16 protein-coding genes and 1 pseudogene are annotated in these 21,148 nt (G+C 70.0%); 11 read left to right on the top strand and 6 right to left on the bottom strand.

The genetic code is table 11. The features are described from left to right. Positions 1 to 3 precede the first annotated feature (3 nt). Positions 4 to 990, bottom strand: a complete 987-nt coding sequence (locus O7605_RS16420; RefSeq protein WP_164446756.1) for a sugar phosphate isomerase/epimerase family protein — start codon at positions 988 to 990, stop codon at positions 4 to 6. 480 nt (positions 991 to 1,470) lie between these two features. Beyond that, positions 1,471 to 2,706: pseudogene (locus O7605_RS16415) on the bottom strand (IS3 family transposase). On the opposite strand from O7605_RS16415, the gene O7605_RS16410 reads away from it, so the two are divergent. The 10 genes from O7605_RS16410 to O7605_RS16365 all read left to right on the top strand — a co-directional run bounded on the left by O7605_RS16410 (position 2,684) and on the right by O7605_RS16365 (position 12,814). Beyond that, on the top strand, positions 2,684 to 3,310 hold the full coding sequence (locus O7605_RS16410; RefSeq protein ID WP_269739994.1) for a PKD domain-containing protein: 627 nt from the start codon (positions 2,684 to 2,686) through the stop codon (positions 3,308 to 3,310). The pseudogene O7605_RS16415 and the gene O7605_RS16410 overlap by 23 nt on opposite strands. 321 nt (positions 3,311 to 3,631) lie before the next feature. Beyond that, positions 3,632 to 4,993: a pectate lyase family protein gene (locus O7605_RS16405; protein WP_269739993.1), complete on the top strand. Its 1,362-nt coding sequence runs from the start codon at positions 3,632 to 3,634 to the stop codon at positions 4,991 to 4,993. 275 nt (positions 4,994 to 5,268) lie between these two features. Beyond that, positions 5,269 to 5,496, top strand: a complete 228-nt coding sequence (locus tag O7605_RS16400) for a hypothetical protein (protein WP_164446291.1) — start codon at positions 5,269 to 5,271, stop codon at positions 5,494 to 5,496. A 210-nt stretch (positions 5,497 to 5,706) separates the two neighbouring features. Then, a complete protein-coding gene (locus tag O7605_RS16395; protein WP_164446755.1) occupies positions 5,707 to 7,446 on the top strand; it encodes a cellulose binding domain-containing protein in 1,740 nt (579 codons plus the stop codon). Between the two features lie 132 nt (positions 7,447 to 7,578). Beyond that, a complete protein-coding gene (locus O7605_RS16390) occupies positions 7,579 to 8,721 on the top strand; it encodes an RHS repeat-associated core domain-containing protein (RefSeq protein ID WP_269739992.1) in 1,143 nt (380 codons plus the stop codon). 127 nt (positions 8,722 to 8,848) lie between these two features. Then, a complete protein-coding gene (locus O7605_RS16385; RefSeq protein ID WP_269739991.1) occupies positions 8,849 to 9,721 on the top strand; it encodes a hemolysin family protein in 873 nt (290 codons plus the stop codon). A 258-nt stretch (positions 9,722 to 9,979) separates the two neighbouring features. Next, positions 9,980 to 11,062: a sporulation protein gene (locus O7605_RS16380; protein ID WP_269739990.1), complete on the top strand. Its 1,083-nt coding sequence runs from the start codon at positions 9,980 to 9,982 to the stop codon at positions 11,060 to 11,062. Between the two features lie 136 nt (positions 11,063 to 11,198). Continuing rightward, complete coding sequence (locus O7605_RS16375; protein WP_164446287.1) at positions 11,199 to 11,471, top strand: GlsB/YeaQ/YmgE family stress response membrane protein; 273 nt, start codon at positions 11,199 to 11,201, stop codon at positions 11,469 to 11,471. 141 nt (positions 11,472 to 11,612) lie between these two features. Then, positions 11,613 to 12,563, top strand: coding sequence for a cation diffusion facilitator family transporter (locus O7605_RS16370; protein WP_269739989.1), 951 nt, complete (start codon positions 11,613 to 11,615; stop codon positions 12,561 to 12,563). A 77-nt stretch (positions 12,564 to 12,640) separates the two neighbouring features. Next, positions 12,641 to 12,814 (top strand): CsbD family protein, encoded by a 174-nt coding sequence (locus tag O7605_RS16365; RefSeq protein WP_269739988.1) that lies wholly within the window; start codon positions 12,641 to 12,643, stop codon positions 12,812 to 12,814. Here O7605_RS16365 and O7605_RS16360 read toward each other — a convergent pair. Continuing rightward, a complete protein-coding gene (locus tag O7605_RS16360) occupies positions 12,804 to 14,306 on the bottom strand; it encodes a TOTE conflict system archaeo-eukaryotic primase domain-containing protein (RefSeq protein ID WP_269739987.1) in 1,503 nt (500 codons plus the stop codon). The two genes, O7605_RS16365 and O7605_RS16360, sit on opposite strands and share 11 nt — an antisense overlap. Before the next feature lie 61 nt (positions 14,307 to 14,367). Between O7605_RS16360 and O7605_RS16355 the strand changes: the two genes are divergently transcribed. Then, complete coding sequence (locus O7605_RS16355; RefSeq protein ID WP_269739986.1) at positions 14,368 to 14,679, top strand: hypothetical protein; 312 nt, start codon at positions 14,368 to 14,370, stop codon at positions 14,677 to 14,679. Between the two features lie 128 nt (positions 14,680 to 14,807). On the opposite strand, the gene O7605_RS16350 is transcribed toward O7605_RS16355, so the two are convergent. The 3 genes from O7605_RS16350 to O7605_RS16340 form a co-directional block, all read right to left on the bottom strand. After that, positions 14,808 to 15,611: a hypothetical protein gene (locus O7605_RS16350; RefSeq protein ID WP_269739985.1), complete on the bottom strand. Its 804-nt coding sequence runs from the start codon at positions 15,609 to 15,611 to the stop codon at positions 14,808 to 14,810. Positions 15,612 to 15,730: 119 nt separating this feature from the next. Continuing rightward, positions 15,731 to 17,020 (bottom strand): TIGR02679 domain-containing protein, encoded by a 1,290-nt coding sequence (locus tag O7605_RS16345; protein WP_164446280.1) that lies wholly within the window; start codon positions 17,018 to 17,020, stop codon positions 15,731 to 15,733. After that, positions 17,017 to 21,144 (bottom strand): TIGR02680 family protein, encoded by a 4,128-nt coding sequence (locus O7605_RS16340; RefSeq protein ID WP_269739984.1) that lies wholly within the window; start codon positions 21,142 to 21,144, stop codon positions 17,017 to 17,019. The genes O7605_RS16345 and O7605_RS16340 overlap by 4 nt, the downstream gene beginning before the upstream one ends. Between the last annotated feature and the right edge of the window lie 4 nt (positions 21,145 to 21,148).

Raw genomic sequence — 21,148 nt, 5'->3', positions numbered from 1 at the left:
TCCTCAACCCTGGTACGGGCCGTACAGGGCGTTCTGGATGATCCGCTGCGCGGCGAGGGCGTCCTGAGACCGCTGGGCCGCCTGCAGCGCCTGCCGGTCGACGGCGCACACCGCGCGGTGGATGCGCTTCATCACCCGGATGCCGTCGGTGGCAGCCTGCACGCTGTCCTCCCGGAACGGGAACTGGTCCAACTGCCACACCCCCTGCCAGCCGGCCTCGACCAGGGCGTAGAAGAACTCGAACGTCTCGATCGGGTGCATCGACCCGACGACCATGTCGTCGTCCCACCCGCGGTAGTTGTCGTTGACGTCGATCGCGAACAAGCGACCACGCGAGATCGCCAACCGCGCGGCATCGGCCGGCGACTCCCCGCCATAGAGCGAGTGCCCGAAGTCCAACAGGATGCCGACGTTCGGCAGCCCGATCTCCTCGATCGCCAGCAGCGTGCGAGCCACGGAGGAGAACACCATCGCGTTACGCGGCTCCCGCGGCTTGTACTCGATCGCGAAGCGCAGGTCGGGGAAGGTGTCGGCCAGCTCGCGGACCGCGTCCACGGAGAACTTCCACAGCTGCCGGTGGTCGGCCTGGAACGGGTAGTCCCAGCCGTCCTGCCCGGGCCAGAGCTTGACGTAGTCGCAGCCGAGTTCCCGGGCCGCCTCGGCGCTCCGCGAGACCAGCTCGATCGCGGCTCGCCGCACGTCCGCGTCCGGGTTGGTGAACGCGCCGCGGCTGAACCGGCGGGTGTAGATCTCCGGAGTCACGGCTACCGCGCGCAGCCCGTTGCGCTGCAGCGCGCCGGCCACCTCCGCGACACTCAACCCGGCCGGATCGAACGGGAACGTCAGGTCCACCACCGACAGGTCCTCGACCTTGCCAGCCAGATCGATCGCCTCCAGCGTGTTGACTGGCGGGCCGTACCCGTCGGTCGCGTACCTGTCCACATACCGGCCGAAGTGCCAGATGCCCGCGCCGAAGACCGGCGCTTGCATATCTATTCGAGCGTGATCCGACATGATGAAAGCGTAGAGCGATCGAAACTCCTGTGTCAATGTCCAAAGCTTGAGAGGCATCCCTTTCAGCGGGCCTCAACCGCCTCCAAGCCCTCGGCGCCGGCCGCAGCGCACCGACCCCGCCCGCCTGCCCAAGCCAGCCGACCGTCTGAGGCGCAAGGTCGGCCATGCCGCCGACGCGCGCCCGCCCCGGTGGAAGGGGATCCCTGTCGCAGGTCCCGCCGCGTCAGCTCTTCCTGCCGGGGCCCGAGCGCCCCAACCAATCAGCAGTGCTGAGTATCTATTCGGTACGGAACTTCTGGCTACCGACCTCACTCTCGACTACGATGAGCATCGATGCGCTCCGGTGGAGCCGGCAGCCCAAGTAGTCCGCGGCCGAGGGCAACGGTCCGCAATCAGCCAGCCTTGATCGCCCGAAGCGAAGCGAAGTGTCAAGCCCCGGGTTTGGTGGAGAGTTGGTTAGCTGGTTTTCAGGGGTGCGGTGACCGGCTGGGTCATCGCGTGTAGTGCCTCGTGTTCGGCGGGCGGGACGTGTCCGAGTTCGCCGTGCAGGCGCCGGTTGTTGTACCAGTCGATGTACTCGACGGTGGCCATCTCCAGGTCGTCGAGCCCGCGCCACGGACCTCGGTTGCGGACGAGTTCGGCCTTGTACAGGGAGTTGAACGCCTCGGCCATCGCGTTGTCATACGAGTCGCCCTTGGACCCGACCGAGGCGACAGCGCCGGCCTCGGCGAGCCGTTGGCTGTAGCGAATCGCTCGATACTGGACTCCCCGGTCCGAGTGATGGACCAGTTTGCGCAGGTCAGCGCCCTGATTCTCGCGGCGCCAGATCGCCATTTTCAGCGCGTCGAGGGCCAGATCCGTGTAGAGGCTGGTGGCGACCTGCCAGCCGACGATCATGCGGGAGTGCACGTCGAGGACGAACGCGGCGTACACCCAGCCCACGCTGGTGCGCACGTAGGTCAGGTCGGCGACCCACAGCTGGTTCGGATGTTCTGCGGTGAAGTCCCGTTTGACCAGGTCATCCGGGCGTCCGGTCTCGGCTGCGGGCCGGGTCGTGCGCGGCGACTTGTCACGCAGCAGCCCGCGCAGCCCGGACTCGCGCATCAGCCGCTCGATGGTGCACCGGGCCACTCGCACACCGCGTCGGCGCAGCTCGTGCCAGAGCTTGCGAGCGCCGTAGACGCCGTAGTTCTCCGCGTGGATCCGCTCGATCATCGCGGTCAGCTCCTCATCCCGCCGGGAGCGGGCGCTGGCCGGTCGGGTCTTGGCGGCGTAGTAGGTCGACGGTGCGATCTGTGCCGGCGTTGTCTTCGAGCGCCTGCAGGACCGGCTGGACACCGTGTTCGGCCTTCTGAGAGTCGACGAAGTCGACCTTCATCGCGACGGACGGTCCAGCTCCGCCGCGAAGAAACTCGCCGCGGACTTCAGGATCTGGTTGGCCCGCCGCAGCTCACGATTCTCCCGTTCCAACGCGGCGAGGCGTTCCGCGTCGCTGCTGGTGGTGCCCGGACGGTCACCGGCGTCGGTCTCGGCCTTCTTCACCCACGTGCGCAACGCCTCCGGATGAATGCCGAGCTGCCCGGCGATCCGGCGGATCGCCCCGACCGCGGACGCCGGATCCCGGCGGGCCTCGACCGCCAACCGGGTCGCACGCTCACGCAGCTCATCGTTGTACTTCTTCGGTGCCGGCATCGCTGGTGTTCCTCCCAGGTTTCGATGTCTCCATCAAACCCGGTGCGGGACAGACACCCCCTCGTTCCTTCACGAGATCGCCAACGGCCTGAATGCCCACGAGGACTACACGCTCGGCGGTTGGGGCGGCCGCTCGGCGTACGATGACCCAGGCAACAAACCCCGCCACCTCACGGACACGACCATCTCCGACGACGGGGACCGCAACAAGATGTACTGGAGGTGGATCCCGGCCGTGCAGAACGACTTCGCGGCACGCATGGACTGGGCCGTGTCCTCGTCGTACAACGGCGCCAACCACCAGCCGAAGGCAGAGGTGGTCGGCGCATCGCGCCGAGACGTGTCACCCGGCCAGGTGATCTCGCTTGACGCCTCTCCGTCCACCGATCCCGACGGAAACGTCCTCACCTACCGCTGGTGGCAGTACGGCGACGCCGACTCCGTCGCCGCCAAGGTGTCCATCAACAACGCCACCTCACAGAATGCCGCCAGTTTCGTGGTGCCCAACGAGCCGGGCAAGCAGGTACACATCATCCTGGAAGTGGCGGACAACGGGACCCCCAATCTCACCTCGTACCGGAGATTGATCTTCACGATCCGTTGACGCATGGTCGGGCAGGGAATCCGTCCCGGCCCGGGCCGCTCGTGGCATCGAGTCCGGACTGGCCGGTCCGGTCGCTGTTCCTGCGGCGCCGCGCGCGAGCTGCACCCGTAGCGAATAAATATTCATCGACGTCTGGTGATTTACACACTTCTATAGGCATGGTTCTATGGGGAAGCGCTTGCCGGAGCCACATCGCCAGCTCACCACTCTGGCGAGGGCTACGCATGCCGTACCAGTCGACCCACCGGCGCCACAGGGCAGGGCGCCGTCGACGGTGGACGGCAGCCCGAGCCCCGTCCCGCCTTCTCGAAGGGATCCACCATGCTCGCAACACGGCGCGCCACGCTGCTCGCCACCGCCACCGCCACCGCCACCGTCACTGCTGGCGCGGCGCTGTTCGTCGGCGGGGTGCTCATCGCCGGCACCGCCCATGCCGCAGCCGGCTGCCAGGTCAACTATTCGGTCGACGGACAGTGGTCGGGTGGGTTCACCAGCAACATCACCATCACCAACCTCGGCGACCCTGTCTCGTCCTGGAACCTGCGCTGGTCCTACAGCGCCGGGCAGCAGGTGAGCTCGGCCTGGAACGCGACCGTGACCCAGAACGGCAGCCAGGTCACCGCCACCAATCTCAGCTACAACGGGAACATCGGCACCGGCGGCACCGCGTCGTTCGGCTTCAACGGCACCTGGAACAACTCCAGCAACCCGGCACCGAACAGCTTCACGCTGAACGGGGTCGCCTGCACCGGCGGCACGGCCCCCACCACGGCGCCGCCCACCACGGTGCCGCCCACCACCCCGCCGCCCACCGGCGGCCCGCCGCAGACTGGCCTCGTCGGCTGGGCCACCCAGAATGGCGGCACCACCGGCGGCGGCAACGCCAGCACCACCACTGTCACCAGTTCCTCGGCGCTGAGCAGCGCCCTGGGATCCAGTAGCGCGTCGGTGATCCGGGTTTCCGGCAACATCTCCTGCTCCGGAATGCTGTCGGTCAAGTCCAACAAGACCATCCTCGGAAACTCCGGGGCGACCATCACCGGTTGCGGTTTCAACATCAGTAACGAGAACAACGTCATCATCCGGAACCTGACGTTCCGGAACTGGGGCGATGACGCGATCAACGTGCAGGAGTCGGCCAAGAACATCTGGATCGACCACAACACCTTCGACCACGGCTACGACGGTGCCGTGGACATCAAGCGGGGCTCGGACTTCATCACGGTGTCCTGGAACCGGGTAATGAACCACAACAAGTCGATGCTGCTCGGACACAGTGACGGCAACGCCAGCCAGGACGTCGGTCACCTGCGGGTCACCTACCACCACAACTGGTTCGACGCCACCACGCAGCGTCACCCGCGGGTCCGCTTCGGCAACCCGGTGCACGTGTACAACAACTACTACTACAAGAACAGCGGCTACGGAGTGGCTTCCACCATGAACGCCGGTGTGCTCGTCGAGGGCAACTACTTCGACGGCGTCAGCGACCCGTTCCACCGTGGTGAAGGGTCTTCCGGGGCGGGTAGCCTAGTCGCCCGGAACAACCACTTCGTCGGGTCAGGCAGTGGGCAGGCCGGGGGCAGCGTCAACAGCATCCCGTACTCGTACACCCTGGATGCCGCCAGCAGCGTGAAGTCGATCGTGACGGGCGGTGCCGGCGCCGGCCGAATCAACCCCTGACGTTCGATCGGACCGTCCGCGACGCACCTCCTCGTCACGGTAGCGGACGGTGCTCGGCTGAACCTGGCCGAGCACCGTCCGCGGACGACCGCAGAGGTCTACCACTCGCTACTGGAACAGGGCGCTGACGGGGCAGCGGACGGTGCTCATACTTCTCCCGCTGCCCGTCTGTGGTGCGGCTTCGGCAGCAGTGGCTCGATCAGGGCCCACTGGACGTTGGCGAGCGGCTGCGGACGAGGTCTGCGGCAACAGCAGTGCCTTCCGCGTGCACTTGCGTGAGCATCAGCTCGACCATGTCCTGGCCGTGTCCCGCAGCCACCTGGTATCGATCGATGGTGGTGGCACCCACCTGCGCGCTGACCAAGTCGCGGCTGACCCTGCCGGCCTCGTCGCAGCACCGCAGCGCCGGAACCAAGGGGCCGCGCTTCTGCCCCGCCAATCCCGAACGACGGCTGCCGTACTGGCTATTCAGTATCGAGTCTTCTCTCGGCAGGCTGATATGATGGCTGTCTATACGGCCTGCGGGAGCCGGCAGAGTTGATCATCGGCGCCGAGGGCAACGGCGACGAACCAGAGCCAGACATTCCTGATCACCTATAGCTGGGGGTCGGCAGTGGGCGTCTGACCGTTTGTCGGACCGGATCCTGCGAGTCGCCTCCGGCTATCCGATGCTGCCGCCCACCAAAACGCAGCGGCAGCAGAGAGGAAGCCTGATGAGGCTCGCCCACCGCCGTACCGTCCCACCGTCACGCCTACGCTACGGAGCTATCGCTGCCACTGCCCTCGTTGTCGCGTCCACCGCGGTTGTCACGGGTGCGACCGGGGTCAGCGCCGCGGCCGGATGCCGTGTCGACTACACCGTCACCAGTCAGTGGTCGGGTGGCTTCGGCGCCAACGTCGCCATCACCAACCTCGGCGACCCACTGTCGAGCTGGACACTGACCTGGTCCTACGGCGCCAGCCAGAGCATCACCCAGGCATGGAACGCCACCGTGACTCAGAACGGCGCGGCCGTCACCGCGAAGAACGTCAGCTACAACGGCTCGATCCCGACTGGCGGCACCACCTCGTTCGGTTTCAACGGCACCTGGACCAGCAGCAACCCCCTCCCGACCAGCTTTGCGCTCAACGGGGTCACCTGCACCGGCGGCATCACCCCCACCAGCCCTCCGACGTCCACGCCGACGCCGACGTCGTCACCGTCTACTCCGCCGCCGAGCGGGCCGGCGGACATCACAGTGAACACCGCCACGAAGTACCAGACCGTGGACGGGTTCGGTGCCGCGACGTGGATCTGGGGTAACAGCACGTGGTCGACGGCTGAGACCCAGACCTTGGTCGGAATGGGCCCCAACCAGTTCGGCCTCTCCATCCTGCGGACCGGCATCTCACCGGTTTCCAGCGAGTGGTCCACCCACGTGAACGTCCTGAAGACGGCGGAGTCGTACGGGTCGAACGTGAAGTTCCTCGCGTCGCCGTGGACCGCGCCTGCGGCGTGGAAAACGAACAACAGCCGGACCAACGGCGGCAAGCTGCGTACCGACTACTACGACGACTACGCGAGCCATCTGAACAGCTACGTTCAGTACATGCGCAACCAAGGCGTGACGATCGACGTCACCTCGGTGCAGAACGAGCCGGACTGGCACCCGGACTACGACTCGATGGACTGGAACGGCACTGAGCTGCGCAACTTCGTCCGCGACCACGGCGCAAGGGTGCAGAACACCAAGCTGATGGTCGCCGAAGCGGTGAACATGAACTACACCTACACCGACCCGACCCTCAACGACACCGCCGCCCGGAACAACATCGGCTACATCGGCGGCCACCTTTACGGCCTGGAGAGCCAAGGTCGCATGCGGTCCTACCCGCTGGCTGAGCAGCACAACAAGCCAGTGTGGATGACCGAATGGAACCACCACGAGGCCGATGGCAGCGGCTCCAACATCTGGGGCAACCCCAGCAACAAGGCGGTCTGGGACGAAACGCTCGACGACATCATGCGTACCGTGCACCGGTTGATGGAGGCCAACTGGAATGCCTACATCTGGTGGTATGGCAAGCGTTTCTACTCTTTTATCGGCGATGGCGAGTCCGCCTACGGCACCACCGCGGGTGCTCCGCTCAAGCGCGGTTACGCCTTTTCGCAATACTCGAAGTACGTCCGCCCCGGCTACCAGAGGGTCGCCCTGACCAAGAGCGGCAAGGCGTCGCCGCTGGAGGTCACCGCCTACTCCGGCGACGGCAAGGTCACACTGGTGATCCTCAACCGGTCGAACAGCGCGGTGAACAACGCCGTCATCCAGGCCCCGCAGAACGTCACTAAGGCCGAGTACACCGCCACCTCACAAAACGCGAGCGCGGCCAGCCAACCGGCCAGCGTGAACGGCAACCGAGTCTCCGTCAACGTCGGCGCACGCAGCATCTCCACCGTCGTACTCACCCTCTGAAAGCCCTCACTGGGCTCATCCCATCCTCGTCGGGCGTGCAGGTGCAGCCGATCAGCCGTAGCTGCATGCCCGACCGCACCCTGCCGGACGCGTTGGTGCAGAGCTACACCTGGCGTGACGAGCACCGGATGAGTGGCACGAAGCTCATCAGCGGCGCCGCTGACCCGGGTGGCGCACTCGTCCGGCAGCACGACGCTGGTCAGTCAGGACGTCACCCGAAACCTGGCCGGCGCGCCGGACACGGTGACCACCACCCGGGGCGGGAGCACGTCTCGGGCGATCTACTCCTACGACGACATCGGCCAGGTCACCCGGGTGTGCCGGCCGGCTGCGGGAACGACCTGCGCCGCGACCGATCAGCAGACCAGCTACGGGTACGACCACAACGGCAACCGCAAGAGCAAGGTCACGACGCAGTCCGGTAGTACCAGCACCACCACCTACGGCTACGACGACGATGACCGGCCGACCGGCCGGACCGTCAATGGGGCGACCACGACCCTGACGTACAACGCCAACGGCGCGCTGGCGACCGAGGCAGGGCCAGGCGGCACCACGACCTATGGGTACGGGCTCGACGCCAACCTGCGACGGGTCCAACCGCCGACCGGGCCCGTCGTCGGTTACGACTACGACGGGGACGGCAACCGGATCGGCCGGACCGTCAACGCCTCCACCGACGCCACCTGGACGGTCGACACCCTCGGCCTGCCCACCCGGGTGGAGGAGAAGAACGGTGCGGGCACGCTGACCCACAAGTGGTGGGAAGAGCCACAGGGGCAACTGGGCAGCGCCATCGCCGACACCGTCGCGGCCACTCCGGCCTGGCTGCTGGACGACTACCAGGGCTCGGTGACGGACCTGGCCAACGCCACCGCCTTGACCGGTAGCGCCACCAGCGACCCGTTCGGTGAGGTCGTGACCAGCAGCGGCACGTACGTCAACAACCCGCTGCGGTTCCACGGGCAGCATCTCGACCAGAAGAACGGACTCTACGACGTGCGGGCTCGCGACTACGACGCGGGCAACGGTCGGTTCACCACCCCGGACCCGGTGCCGCAGGCGCTGGGGACCTCGTTCACCCAGACCTACCACTACGGGTACAACCGGCCGACGGTACTGAGCGATCCGACGGGGCAGTGCGCGAGCGTCTGTACGGCGATCATCGGTGGCATCGTCGGTGGGCCGGGGGTGGCGTGGACTGCTGGCTCAGCGGCGACGACCGCAACACCTGCATCAAGAAGGTGGTCGTCGGCGCGGCGGCCGGTGCGCTGACGGGTGCCACGATGGGCATGGCCGGGGGTGCCGGCACCGGCTTGTACGGCGGACTGGCCGCCGGCTCCCAGTCGGGCGTGCGGCAGGTCGCCTCCTGCGATCGTCGGTGGCTCCGGAAGCGCGCTGTATGGCTCCGGAGTGGCGGCCTGGACGGGGCCAGCCGTACAGCTACGGCAACGCCGGTCAGGACTTCCTCTGGGGAGCGGCGTTCGGCGGCGTGGGCGGCTACCCGGGTAGTCCTGGGTCGGCGGCGGAGCCGGTGTCGATCGTGCTGGTCACCATCGTGTTGACCTTCGTGACCCTGGTGCTGGGCGAGTTGGCGCCGAAGCGGATTGCGATGCAGCGCGCCGAGGGCTGGGCGCTGCTGGTAGCCCGCCCGCTGGACGCCTTGTCGGCGTCGGGGCAGACCCGGGCCCCGGTCGTGGGCCGCGGCGGCCTGGACGACACCGTCGGCGTGGTGCACCTGCGTGACCTGCTCGACCAGGCCGGCCCGGTGGCCGAGCACGCCAGCCCCGCGGTCTATCTGCCGGAGACGTTGAAGGTGACCGAGGCGATCCGAGAGCTGCGCGCACAGCGGCAGCAGTTCGCCCTCGTCGTGGACGAGCGGGGCTCCATCGACGGCATCGTCACGATGAAGGACCTGGTCGAGGAGATCGTCGGGGAGATCTACGACGAGACCGACCGGGATGTGCAGGCCGTTGTGCGGGAGGCCGACGGGGCGCTGCTGATGGCCTGTGGTTTCCCGTTGCACGACCTGACCGATGTCGGCATCGACCTTGACGAGGACACCCTTGAGGCAGGTGACTACACAACAGTGGCGGGCCTGGTCCTGGCCCACCTCGGCCACATCCCGAAGACGGCCGGCGAAAGAATCGAACTGCCGGGCCTGACCGCCGAGGTCGCCGAGGTGACCGGGCGGGCCATCACCCGAGTTCGCCTTCGCACGCCGCCGACCCGCGCCAACGGACACCAGGACGGCGAGGACGAGCCGAGTTCCTGACGGGCCGATGACCGACGGGCGCGTGACGTGCGGTGGCGGCCTCTATCGCTGGCCGAGGTAATTGCTCGACACCCGCGCGGCACTACCTGAGAGTAACTGTACGGATACATCCAGCTACTTCTCAGGTGTCCTTGATAGGTTCCCGACGCGACGGCTTCCATTATGGACGCCGTTGATCTCATTGCGGCACAAGGGTTGCGTGTGGAACTTCCACCGGAACTGGATGTCGTGCGTTGGCTGTCGTCGAGGGAGAGGTTCGTGGTGTTCAAGAAGATGCTGGGCGCGTTCGGGGTGGGCGGCCCCAGCGTCGATACCGTCCTGTCCAATCCGAGCACCCGCCCGGGGTTGATGCTGGCCGGTCAGGTGAACCTGACCGGCGGCAGCCACGACGTGGAGATCGACCACATCACCGTCGGCCTGGTCACCCGGGTCGAGGTCGACGGCGCGGAGGAGGGGTACGACGCCCTCGTCGAGTTCCACCGCGTGCAGGTCGCCGGCGGCCTGCACCTGCGCGAGGGCCAGCAGTTGTCGCTGCCGTTGCAGGTGGCGATGCCGTGGGAGACCCCGGTGACCGACCTGCACGGGCAGCACCTGCACGGCATGACCATGGGCCTGCGCACCGAGGTAGCCATCCGTGGCGCGGTCGACAAGGGCGACCTCGACCCGGTGTACGTGCACCCGCTGCCGGTGCAGGAACGCATCCTGGAGGCCTTCGGCCGGCTCGGCTTCCAGTTCAAGGGCGCCGACCTGGAACGCGGGCACATCGCCGGGTTGCACCAGAGCCTGCCGTTATACCAGGAGATCGAGTACTACGCCGCCCCGCAGTACGCCCACGGCGTCAACGAGGTCGAGCTGACCTTCGTCGCCAACGAGCACGGCGTCGACGTCGTCCTCGAGTTCGACAAGCGCGGCCTGTTCACCGGCGGCCACGACTCCTACGGCCGCTACCACGCCGCACACGCCGACGCCGACCGCGTCGACTGGGCCGCGCAGGTCGACGGCTGGGTCCGCCAGGCCCTGGACGGCTACCAGAGCACCCACGCCGGCCACGGATACGCCCCGCCCGCCCAGGGCTACGGCACGCCCGGCTACCCGCCACCACCTCCGCCGCCCGGCTACGGGCAGCCCGCCTACGGCGCCCCCGGCTACGGGCACGCCGGGTACGGCCACCCCGGAGGGCACCACAAGGACGAGCACCACCACGAGCGGCACGGTGGCCCCGGCATGGGTGCCGTCGCCGCCGGCGTGGTCGGTGGCGCCGCGCTCGGCTTCGCCGGCGGCATGATCGCCGACGAGGTCTTCGACTTCGGCGACGACGAGGGGGGTGACGAGGAGGACTGACCTCCCGAGCCCTTGGACTGGCCGGCGCCGGCACGGTCAGGCAGTGCCTGGGCGCCAGGGCGTCGGGCTGGTTTCGCCGTTCGGCGGGCGGGGCAATGATCGGGCCGACGACAACCCCTCTGGAGGGACGGCTCTCGTGGAAGTTACCGGCATCCTCACGGCCATCATCATCGGTCTGGTCATCGGCGCGCTGGGCCGGTTGGTCGTACCCGGCAAGCAGAACATCCCGATCTGGCTCACCCTCGTCATCGGTGTGGTCGCCGCGATCCTCGGCACGTTCGTCGCCGGGGCGATGGGTGTGTCCGACACCAAGGGCATCGACTGGATCGAGCTGCTGATCCAGGTGATCTTCGCCGCGATCGGTGTCGCGATCGCCGCCGGCGCCTACGGCCGCCGCCGCGTCCACTGACCCTCGCACCGCCCGTCCCGCCGGCCCAGCCCTTCGGGGCGGGCCGGCGGCGTGCTGTCCGGTACCTGTGGCAGCTGCGGACCGCCACGCCGCTGGCACACTGGCCACCCACACCGAGACGTCCACGAGGGGAAATAACTGATGGCAGCGGAGGGCAGCACCAAGGCCGTCGTGACGGCGCTGGCCGCGAACCTGGGTATCGCGGTGAGCAAGTTCGTCGCCGCGGGCATCACCGGATCGGCGTCGATGCTCGCCGAGGGCGTGCACTCGGTCGCGGACTCCACGAACCAGGCGCTGCTGCTCGTCGGCGGCAAACGCGCCCGCCGCGCCCCCTCGACCCTGCACCCCTTCGGGTACGCACGGGAACGCTACATCTACGCGTTTCTCGTCGCGATCATCCTGTTCACCCTCGGCGGCCTCTACGCCCTGTACGAGAGCTACCACAAGATCACCCACCCGCAGGAGCTGACCTCACCCCTGGTCGCCGTGGTCGTCCTGCTCATCGCGATGGGCCTGGAAGGCTACGCGCTGCGCACGGCGGTGAAGGAGGCCAACCGGACCCGAGGCGGAGGCGGCTGGGTCTCCTTCGTCCGCCGCGCCCGCGCCCCCGAACTTCCGGTCATCCTGTTGGAGGACGCCGGCGCGCTGCTCGGCCTGGTCCTCGCGCTGCTCGGCGTGGGCCTGAGCGTGCTCACCGGCAACGGCATCTTCGACGGCATCGCCACCGGCTGCATCGGCATCCTGCTGGTCACCATCGCCGTCATCCTCGCCACCGAAATCAAGAGCCTGCTCATCGGCGAGGCGGCACTGCCGGAAGAGGTCACCGCGATCCACACCGCCCTGCTGTCCACCCCCGGGGTGGACCGGGTCATCCACCTGCGCACCATGCACCTCGGCCCGGAGGAACTCCTCGTCGCGGCGAAGATCGCCGTCGCCGCCGCCGACGACGGCGCCACCATCGCCGCGACCATCGACGACGCCGAGGCCCGACTGCGCCGGGCGCTGCCGACCGCCAAGGTCGTCTACCTCGAACCCGACATCGATCGGCAGCCCACGCCTACCGGCGCCGCCGCGAACGGACTCGGCCACTGAGCGTCGACAGGTGGTTGGACTTCCTCCCTCGGGGTACTGCTTTTGATGTAGCGCCACCACGAGACGCGGGAGGCACGATGGGTATCGACGACAAGATCAGCAACGCCTCCGAAGAGGCCGCCGGCAAGGTCAAGGAAGGCGCCGGCCGGGCCACCGACGACGAGCGCCTCGAAGCCGAGGGCCGCGGCGACCAGGCCAGCGCCAACGTCAAGCAGGCCGGCGAGAAGATTAAGGACGCCTTCAAGAGCTGACCCGCACCGCGCAGGGCGCGGCAAGGGTGAGATGACAGACAACGGCCACGGCGGCATCCCCGTCGTGGCTGTTGTCTGTGTCAGCCGGCCTGTCGTCCGGGGCGCGGCTGGCGGTTACCGGTCGACTGCCGGCATCGTCGCCACCGGCAGGGCGATGTCGTCCCCGGCCTTGCGGGCCCACCTGCCGGCGGCGACCGCGTAGCCGACCGCGAGGCAGCCGTAGCCGGCCGCGGCGACACCGAGCAGCAGCGGTGAGCGCCCGTCGTCCGGGATGAACCGGGCTGCGGCCACCATGCCGAGCACGTAGGCGAGGTTGAACGCCGTGTCGTTCACGGCGAACAGCCGCCCCCGAAAGGTGTCGGCGCACTCGTGCTGCACCATCGTGTCCACCACGATCTTGATGCCGTGCCCGGCGACGTTGACCACCAACACGACGACGATCAGCAGCAGCGGGTCGAACGGCGACCCGAACACCGGCAACGCCACCGCGACCGCCGCGAGCAACCCGGCCACCCACCGCCACCCGCCGACCTGGCGGGCCGCCGTCGGGGGTCGCCGCCGCCGCTAGCAGCACCCCGGCCGCGCCCGCGGCGAATACCAGACCCAGCTGCGCCGGTACGCCGTCGAGGTCGTCGCCGGCGAACCGGTTGCGGTAGAGCAGCAGCATCGCCAGCGCCAGGAGCCCGAACAGCAGCCGGAACCCCGCCTGCGCACCGATCGCGTACGCGGCGCCGCGCGCCCGTCCCAGGTGCCGCACCCCGTCGACCATGCCCCGCACCACCGCCGCCGCCTCCCCGGCGACACCGGGCCGGTGCGGCAGAGCCTCGTCGGGGCCCAACTCGTCGCGGGCGAAGCAGAACCGGGCCAACACTGCGGAGATCAGGTAGCCGACCGGCGCGAGCAGCGCGATGGCGGCGTAACCGGCGTCACCGCCGGTGAAGAAGATCCACACGTGGGCGCCGCGGCCTGACTGGGAGATCTCCATCGCGGCGGGCACCGCGCTGGCTCGTGCCGCTTTCACGTAGGCGAGGGCGTCGAGCATCGCCGTGGGCCCGTCGAAGTCGGCCACGACGAAGTGGCAGGTGTTGCCGGGCATCAGTGGGTACAGGCCCATGAACACGTCGCCGACCAGATGTGCCGCGACGACCTCCGTCGTCCGGGGCAGGTAGGTGGCACCCCGCCGGTCGATACCCTTACGCCAACCGCCGGCGACCGCGGGCATCCAACCGGCTGCGCCGGTACGGGCGTTGTCCCACCGCACGGCGTACACGTCGGTCCGGGCTCGGAACCGGTCGGCGAACAATGCCAGCTTGTCCCGGGTCGGCGAAGCCATGGTGACCAGCCCTGGCGGGTCAACCGGCGCGGACAACTGCTCCGGTGCCGCGGTCGTGTCCTGGCCGCGCAGCTCCAGCAGGCGCGCCAGGCGGGCGTTCTCCGCCCGTAGCCGCTCCACCTCCCGCCGAAGATCGACGAACTCGGCCACCGAACCCATGCCGACCATCCTCGCGCATCGGGCTCCGAACACCCCGACAGCGGTCCGCTATCCTCCGCCGATGGCATCGAAGGGCAACGCCGCGCTGGAGGCGATGATCGAGGAAGCGACCGTCGATGCGTACGGCGATGACGAGCAGCTCGTCGGCCTGTTCACCATGATCGAGGAGCATCTGACGGTGCCGTTCACCACCACCGTCCTCGGCGTCGAGGTCACCGCGCGCAAGATCAACCTGACCGCGGACACCATCGTCGCGGTCTGCGCCCGAGGCCACCACCGGCAGCGAATCGACCTACTCGACCTGCCGCTACCCACCCCCGCGCCCGACGGCGCCGCGTGGATCGACGCCTACCGGCACTGGGCCGGAAGGTAGGCCACGATGAGCGAGTACCAGTACTACGAGTTCACCGCCGTCGACCGACCCCTCACTGCTCGGGAGCGGGCCGAGCTGCGGTCGCTGTCGACCCGGGCCGACATCACCGCCACCAGCCTCGTCAACACCTACGAGTGGGGCAACTTCAAGGGCGACCCGCGCAAGCTGATGGAACGGTACTTCGACGCACACCCGTACCTGGCCAACTGGGGCACCCGCCAGCTCATGCTTCGACTACCGATACACCTGCTCGACCCCGCAACCGTCGCCCAGTACTGCCAGAGTGACAGCGCATCCGCGTGGACCGCCGGCAAGCACGTCATCATCGACCTCCACGACGAGGACGAGGACGGCACCGACGAGTGGGACCTCGACGGCCACTGCTGGAGCAGATCGCCCGTCAGGCGCCGCTGATCGAGGACGTAGCCGGCGGCGGCCAGCCCGGTGTAGCAGATCCAGTTGTGGTTCTGCCAGTAGCTCGACGACCACCAGGTTCCCTCGGTCTGCACCGCGAAGTCGTACATCCGCTCGCCCTGGAGCAGCAGCTTGGCGCGCAGCGCGTCGGCTTCGTCGCCGGGCAGGTCGTCGCGGAGCCAGGAGTACGCCAGGGACAGCCCGTGCAGCAGCCATCCGGCGTCGAGGTCGTGGTCGGGCAGCTTCGCCTTTCCCCAGTGGGGGAATGCCACGGCGGTGCTGATCCATCGTCGGGCCTCGGCCAGGTAGCCGGGCTGTCGGGTGAGGCGGTAGGCCAGGGCGAGGTTCATCGCGGCCGGACCGAAGTAGGTGATGCTGGCGGTCGGATGCTCGGTGGGCGGGCTCTGTCCGCGGTACCAGTCGCACTGCTCGTACAGTCGCCGCCACTGGGCGGTGTGGGTGGTGGTGAGCGCGGCCCGCAGCTCGTCGAGCCGATCACCGATCAGCAGGGGTTGCATCAGAGGGCGTATTCGAGGCATTCGGCGGCCTCGTGCCGGATGCCGGAGAGCTGCCGGACGTCGCGGTCGACGAGCGCCTGGACGTAGGCGTCGATGAATCCGTCCGGCGCTGCCAGCCGTTACCCGGCTCCGGCCGCCCGTAGGTCGGCGATGAGCCGGTCGAGCAGCCGCTCCTCCATCACCGCTCGGCCGGTCCGCCGCATCGACTCGCCGAGCGAAGGGTCCCAGGGGGTTTCGGTGGGCGTACCGAGCAGGGCCGTGCCGGTGCCCGCCCCCGGCAGGTAGTCGGCCGAGGTCATCCGCCACGGAACCGCGCCCGGATACCGTTGGAGAGCCGCCGCCGTCAGTCGTACGCCGGTCCAGTCGAAGTCGTTGCGCCACCGAATCACCGCATCCTGAGGGGCGGTGCACAGCAGCGTGTGAGCGGCGACCGACGGCACCCCTTCGGTGCAGATCAGCATTGGGGCCTGCGTCCCGAGCGCGGTGGTGGCGGCGCGCAGCACGGCGGGGTTCTCGCAGACATGGACCTCGCCGCAGGTCAGGGCCAGCGGTGCCAGGCGCAGTTGGTGCAGGGTGACCCGCATCGGCACGCCGGCCTGCGCGGCCTCCGTCAGCCACCGCCCGACCAGCCCGCCGGTGGCCGGTGCGTTGAGTACCAGCACCTGGCTGGCGAGGTCGTCCGGGACCAGGCCGACCGATTCCCACAACGCCCGTTCCTGCTCACCGCCGACCGGGAGCGCCGCCTGCTGCCAGGCGGCGACGGCACGGAGGACGAGCCCCCGTAGCGGCCCCTCGCTGAGGGCCTTCGTGTCGTCCAGCACGCGGTCGGCGAAGACCGGCATGGGCTCGTCGGCCGCGGGCAGCGCATCCAGGACGCGGACCACGTCGCCGAACGGCAGCCCGGTGCGGACGACGCGGGTCAGGGTGCCGTCGCGGCGCAGGCCGTCGAGCCATTCCGCGTACCAGACGCTGCCGGCGTGTCGGCCCTCGTGGGCCACGGCGAGGACGGCGTCGCGGGCCACCGCCTCGCGTGTGCGGTCGGACGGTCGGTTGCGCAGCGGGGCCGTCGCGGCGAGCACGTCGATCAGGCCGACTCCGTACGCGGCGCGTAGGTGTTCGTCCACGGCGCTGAGCCGGATACTGAGGCGTGCCGCTGCGGCGGAGCGGTGGGTGCCGGTGATGCCGATGATCACGAGACGTTCGTCGTCGGTGGGGGTGGAGAGCGTCACGGTGGTGTCGAGCCGGCCACCGGTGCGTTCCAGGCTGTGCCGGGCGGCCGCCAGCATCCGTCGCCAGCCGGGCTGCTCGACGAGATCCGCCGGTCCGCCCGGCCGGTGCCGCCCGCTCGGCACGAGCGACGGGTGTGCGGCGGACCGGTCCGACTGCGGTTCGCCGCGCCCGTCGGTCATTCGTCGGTCAGGTCGAGCAGGACGCCGGTCCGGTCGGCCTCACCATGACCAGCGGGGGCGCGGCGGGTCTCCGGGGAGCCGAGCGCACGGGCCAGGGTTCCGTCGAAGTCGGCGATGTTGGTCGAGCCGTCCCAGACCAGCAGCACGGTGGACACGGCGTGTTCCACGGCGGAGTGGGACAGGTCGTAGTGGGCGGCACCGCTGACCGCCGGGTGGGTGGCCCAGAGGTCGTAGCCGGTCATGAACAGGTCCAGGTCGAACTGTTTCGCCAGTGCCATCAGCTCACCCCGGCCGGTGTCGTCCACGCCGGCGAACGCCTCGTCGAGGCCGAGCAGCCGGGGTGCGTCGGGTCGAGCCGAGCCGAACAGCGCGTTGGCGGCGGCGAACAGCGGCAGGTGCAGGGAGACCGACTGTTCGCCGCCGGAGAGCTGGCTGTGTCGGGCCCGGGTCAGCGCCTCCGTGCCGCCGCCGGGCCGGTGCAGGGTGAACGCGAACGTCCGCCACTGCCGGTAGTCGAGGACGTCGCCGAGCAGTTCCCGGTAGGGCCGTTCGGGCGCGGCGGCCCGTGCCGTCTTGATCCGGGCGGCGAAGTGCCGGCGCATGGTGGTGAGCTGGCCCGGCCCGAGCCGGGCCGGGTCGCGTTCGAGGAGCTTGCACACGTCGCGTTGCTCGGTGTCGAGGTCGTCGGCGAGCCGCCAGCCGACGCCGACGGTGAGCCCCGAAGACATCCGCCGGGCACGCATCTGACTGTCCATTGCCGCCACCAGGTCGCGTGCCTCAATGGTCCGGTGGTGGATCTGCCGGGCGAGTTGCCCGAGCAGGGCGTCCTCCAGCACCCGCTGCTCGGAGTCGGTCAGCAGTTGCTCCTGGTCGCGACGCTCGCGGGTGATCCGGTCGGCGAAGTGGGCGACGGGGGTGAGGCCCTGCTCGTCGGCGACCCGGACCACGATCACCCCGTCGTCGGTGTCCCACTCGGGCCGGTGGTCGAGGCCGGCGGCGGGAAGTTGCGCCTGCAGGTCGGTCAGCGCGCTGGTGAGCCGCGTGGCGCTCTGCTTCAGCGATGTCTCGGTGGGGCTCAGCTCCCGGGTGGCGGTGAGGATCGCTTCGTGCAGGGCCGCCACCTGCGGATGCAGCTCGTCGTCCGAGGTCTGCGCCGGCCAGCGCAGGTCGGTGGGGCAGCGCAGCAGGCTGAGCAGGTCCGGCTGGGCGTACGGGCGCAGCCTCTGGGCGTCGTGCTGTGCCTCGGCGACGGCGACGACCAGGGCCTGCTCACCCAGCTCCACCCGGGTCAGCGCGGCGACCCGCCGTTCCCGGGCGGCACCGAGTGCGGTGCGAGCCTGCTCGACGGCCTGCTCCGCCTCGGTGATCGCGTCGGCGGTTCGGGCCACGTCGGCCAGCACCCGTTCCGCGTCGGCGCCCACGCTGTCGCGCAGCGTCCGGTACGCCTCTGCCTTCTCCTGGTGCCGTGCACGGGCCGTGCGTGCGGTCTCCGTCGCGGCGGTGAGTCGGTCGACTGCCTCGTCGTGCCGCTGCCGGGCCTGATCCTCCTGCTCGGCGGCACGCGCGGCGGCTGTCCGTGCGCCCTCCAGGCGTACCCCGCCCCTCTCGAAGCGGCTCACCGCTTCGGCGGTGTCGTCGAGCCGGTCGACCGGCAGCGACCGCTCTGCCGCGCGCCGACGCAGCGCGGCCACGGCGGCAGCCCGCTCGGCCAGGGCCTGGTCGAGGCGGGCGGCGGTGGCCGCGCTGGCCTCCTGCCGGGCGCGCAGCGTCGCGGCGGCCCGGTCCAGCTCGCGCAGCGCCGTGTGGACCGGTGCGGTTGCCGGCAGGTGCGCGGCGGCCGCGTCCACCGCCGCCAGCAGCGCCTCGACCGTCGCCCGCTCGCGGTCCACCGCGTCGGCGTCGGCGTCGATGACCGCCACCAGCCGGTCGCACTCGCTGACGCGGGCGGCGCGGCGGGCGGCCCGGGCGGTCGCGCCGATGTACTCGCAGGAGACCTTGGCGAAGCGGCCGGCGCTGATGCCCTGCGCGTACCTGCCGTCCACGCCGATGGTGACCGGCGCGGCGGCGGGAGTGGTCACGTCGGCCAGCGCCACCGACGTGAGTACCTCGGTGATCCGCGCGGCGGGCACGTCGTCCTGTTCCTCGGGGGTCAACACGTCGGCGAGGGTGGCCCCGGTGGGCCGCCGGTGCGGCGGCAGCGGCAGCAGGTAGGCGTCCAGGTCGTCGCCGGCCAGCGCGGTCGCCGCGGTCCCGGGGTCGGGATGCAGCCAGGCGTCCAGTAGCCCGGCCGCGTGCAGCGCCGCCTCGACGGTCGCCGCGTTCGCGCCGGTCACCCCGTCGGCGAACCGGACCAGCCGCCACAGCGGTGCGCCGGGTCGCCCGGTGCGTGGCGCGGGCCGGGTCACCGGCACGGGTGGCGCGTCGTCGTGTTCGGCGGCGATCCGGTCCCGTTCGGCGGCCACCTCGGCCCGCCGGTCGGCCAGCGCCGTGCGCTGCGCCGCCAGCGCCGCGAGCCGGTCCCGCCGCTGGGTCACCGTGGTGGCCGTGGCCTCGGCGTACACCTCGCGCAGGGTCCGCGCGCCCGGCTCGCCGGTGGTGTCCACGACGGCGCTCAGCCCGGCGGCCAGGTCCGGGCGCGCGAGGTCGGCCAGCAGTCCGGCGTTGCCCTGCGCCCATTGCTCGATCTCGGCGCGCAGGCGGGCGCGGGCCTGCGCGACGGCGTCCTCGGCGCGCCGCTCGGCCTGCTCGGCGTCGGCGGCGGCGGAAGTGGCGCCGGCCGCGTCGGCGGCGGCCCGGGCGTGGTCCCGGTCTGCCTGGTCGTGCCGCGCCACCTGCGCGCGGAGGGCGCGCACGTCGTCGCGGCGGGCGGCGGCCCGCGCGGTGATCCGGGCCGCCAGGTCGTCCGGAGCGGCGTCTTCGGCGCGCCAGGTGATCCCGGCCGTCTCGGCGTCGAGCAGGAGGTCGGCGGCGAGCCGGTCGGCCGCCGTCCGCGTGTCCCGCGCCGCGACCGTCGCCCGTTCCGATTCGGTACGCCGCCGCGCCGCCATGCTCTCCTCGGCGGCGACGGCCTCGTCGGCCCGCCCGGCTGCCTCGGCCAGGTCGTGCACGTGCCGTTGCAGGTCGGCGAGCTGCTCGTGGGACTGGTAGGCCGTCGAGGCCTTCAGACTGTCCAGGTGGGCGCGGAGCCGGCCGGGCTCGCCCTCGACGGCCCGAAGCCGCTCATCCGCCGTGGACTCCGCCTCGGCCGCCGCCTCGGCCGAGGCACGGGCGTCGCCCAGTGCGGTCGACCGGGTGGCGACCGCGTCGCGGCGGGCGGTCAGGGCATCGGCGGCCACCCGCGCGTGGGTCCGCAGGTAGGTGGAGTAGACCGTCAGGAACGCGGCGGTGGCGCCGTCCGCCGCCACCAGCCCTTCGAGGGTACGGGCGACCGCCTCCATGTCGTCGAACGAGCGGGCGGCCTCCACCAGCAGGTGGTCCTCGACCGGGCGCAGCCCCCGTTGCAGCGTGCGGGACAACTCGACCGGGTTGAGATCCTTGGCCAACTGCGGCTTGCGCAGGGTCAGCACCAGGTCCAGCAGCTGCTCGTAGCGGGCCGGGCCGAGGCCGAACAGCCGGGCGTCGATGAGCTGACGGTAGTCCTCCGCCGAGTCCCGCACCGCGTCGGCGCCCAGCCGGTCGATCAGGTCGCGGCGAGTCAGTGGCCGGTCGTCGAAGTCCAGCAGGGAGAAGTCCACCCCGACCCGGCCGTCGACCACGAAGTGCCAGCGGGTGACCCGGTCGACGTGCCGATGCGCCCGCAACCCGATGCCGACGGTCACGTAGTGCGTGCCGTCGCCGAACTCCATCCACACGTACGCGTGGGTGACCTCCTGCCCCCGGTAGAGCAGGTTCGACTTCATCGTCCGGTCCTCGCTGGCGAACGGATTGAGCCGGCGCGGTTCGATCCGCCCGTCGAGGACGAACGGGAACAGCACCTCCAGCGCCTTGGTCTTGCCAGATCCGTTCGGCCCGCGCAGCACCAGCCACCCGTCGACGAAGCTGAACTCCTCGTCCCGGTAGTCCCACAGGTTGATGATCCCGGCCCGGGTCGGGGCGAATCGGCGGATGCCGCGTTGCTCGATCACGATC

Origin of the sequence: Verrucosispora sp. WMMA2121 (genome assembly GCF_027460185.1) — a bacterium.
Lineage (GTDB): Bacteria > Actinomycetota > Actinomycetes > Mycobacteriales > Micromonosporaceae > Micromonospora > Micromonospora palythoicola.
Note: the sequence above shows the minus strand (reverse complement) of the source record. Positions and strands in the feature narration are given on the sequence as shown.

Coding starts and splice junctions, on each gene's coding strand:
- O7605_RS16420 (WP_164446756.1), bottom strand. CDS start 990: ATGCAAGCGCCGGTCTTCGGCGCGGGCATCTGGCACTTCGGCCGGTAT.
- O7605_RS16405 (WP_269739993.1), top strand. CDS start 3,632: ATGCTCGCAACACGGCGCGCCACGCTGCTCGCCACCGCCACCGCCACC.
- O7605_RS16395 (WP_164446755.1), top strand. CDS start 5,707: ATGAGGCTCGCCCACCGCCGTACCGTCCCACCGTCACGCCTACGCTAC.
- O7605_RS16385 (WP_269739991.1), top strand. CDS start 8,849: ATGGCTCCGGAGTGGCGGCCTGGACGGGGCCAGCCGTACAGCTACGGC.
- O7605_RS16370 (WP_269739989.1), top strand. CDS start 11,613: ATGGCAGCGGAGGGCAGCACCAAGGCCGTCGTGACGGCGCTGGCCGCG.
- O7605_RS16365 (WP_269739988.1), top strand. CDS start 12,641: ATGGGTATCGACGACAAGATCAGCAACGCCTCCGAAGAGGCCGCCGGC.
- O7605_RS16360 (WP_269739987.1), bottom strand. CDS start 14,306: ATGGGTTCGGTGGCCGAGTTCGTCGATCTTCGGCGGGAGGTGGAGCGG.
- O7605_RS16355 (WP_269739986.1), top strand. CDS start 14,368: ATGGCATCGAAGGGCAACGCCGCGCTGGAGGCGATGATCGAGGAAGCG.
- O7605_RS16350 (WP_269739985.1), bottom strand. CDS start 15,611: ATGCAACCCCTGCTGATCGGTGATCGGCTCGACGAGCTGCGGGCCGCG.
- O7605_RS16345 (WP_164446280.1), bottom strand. CDS start 17,020: ATGACCGACGGGCGCGGCGAACCGCAGTCGGACCGGTCCGCCGCACAC.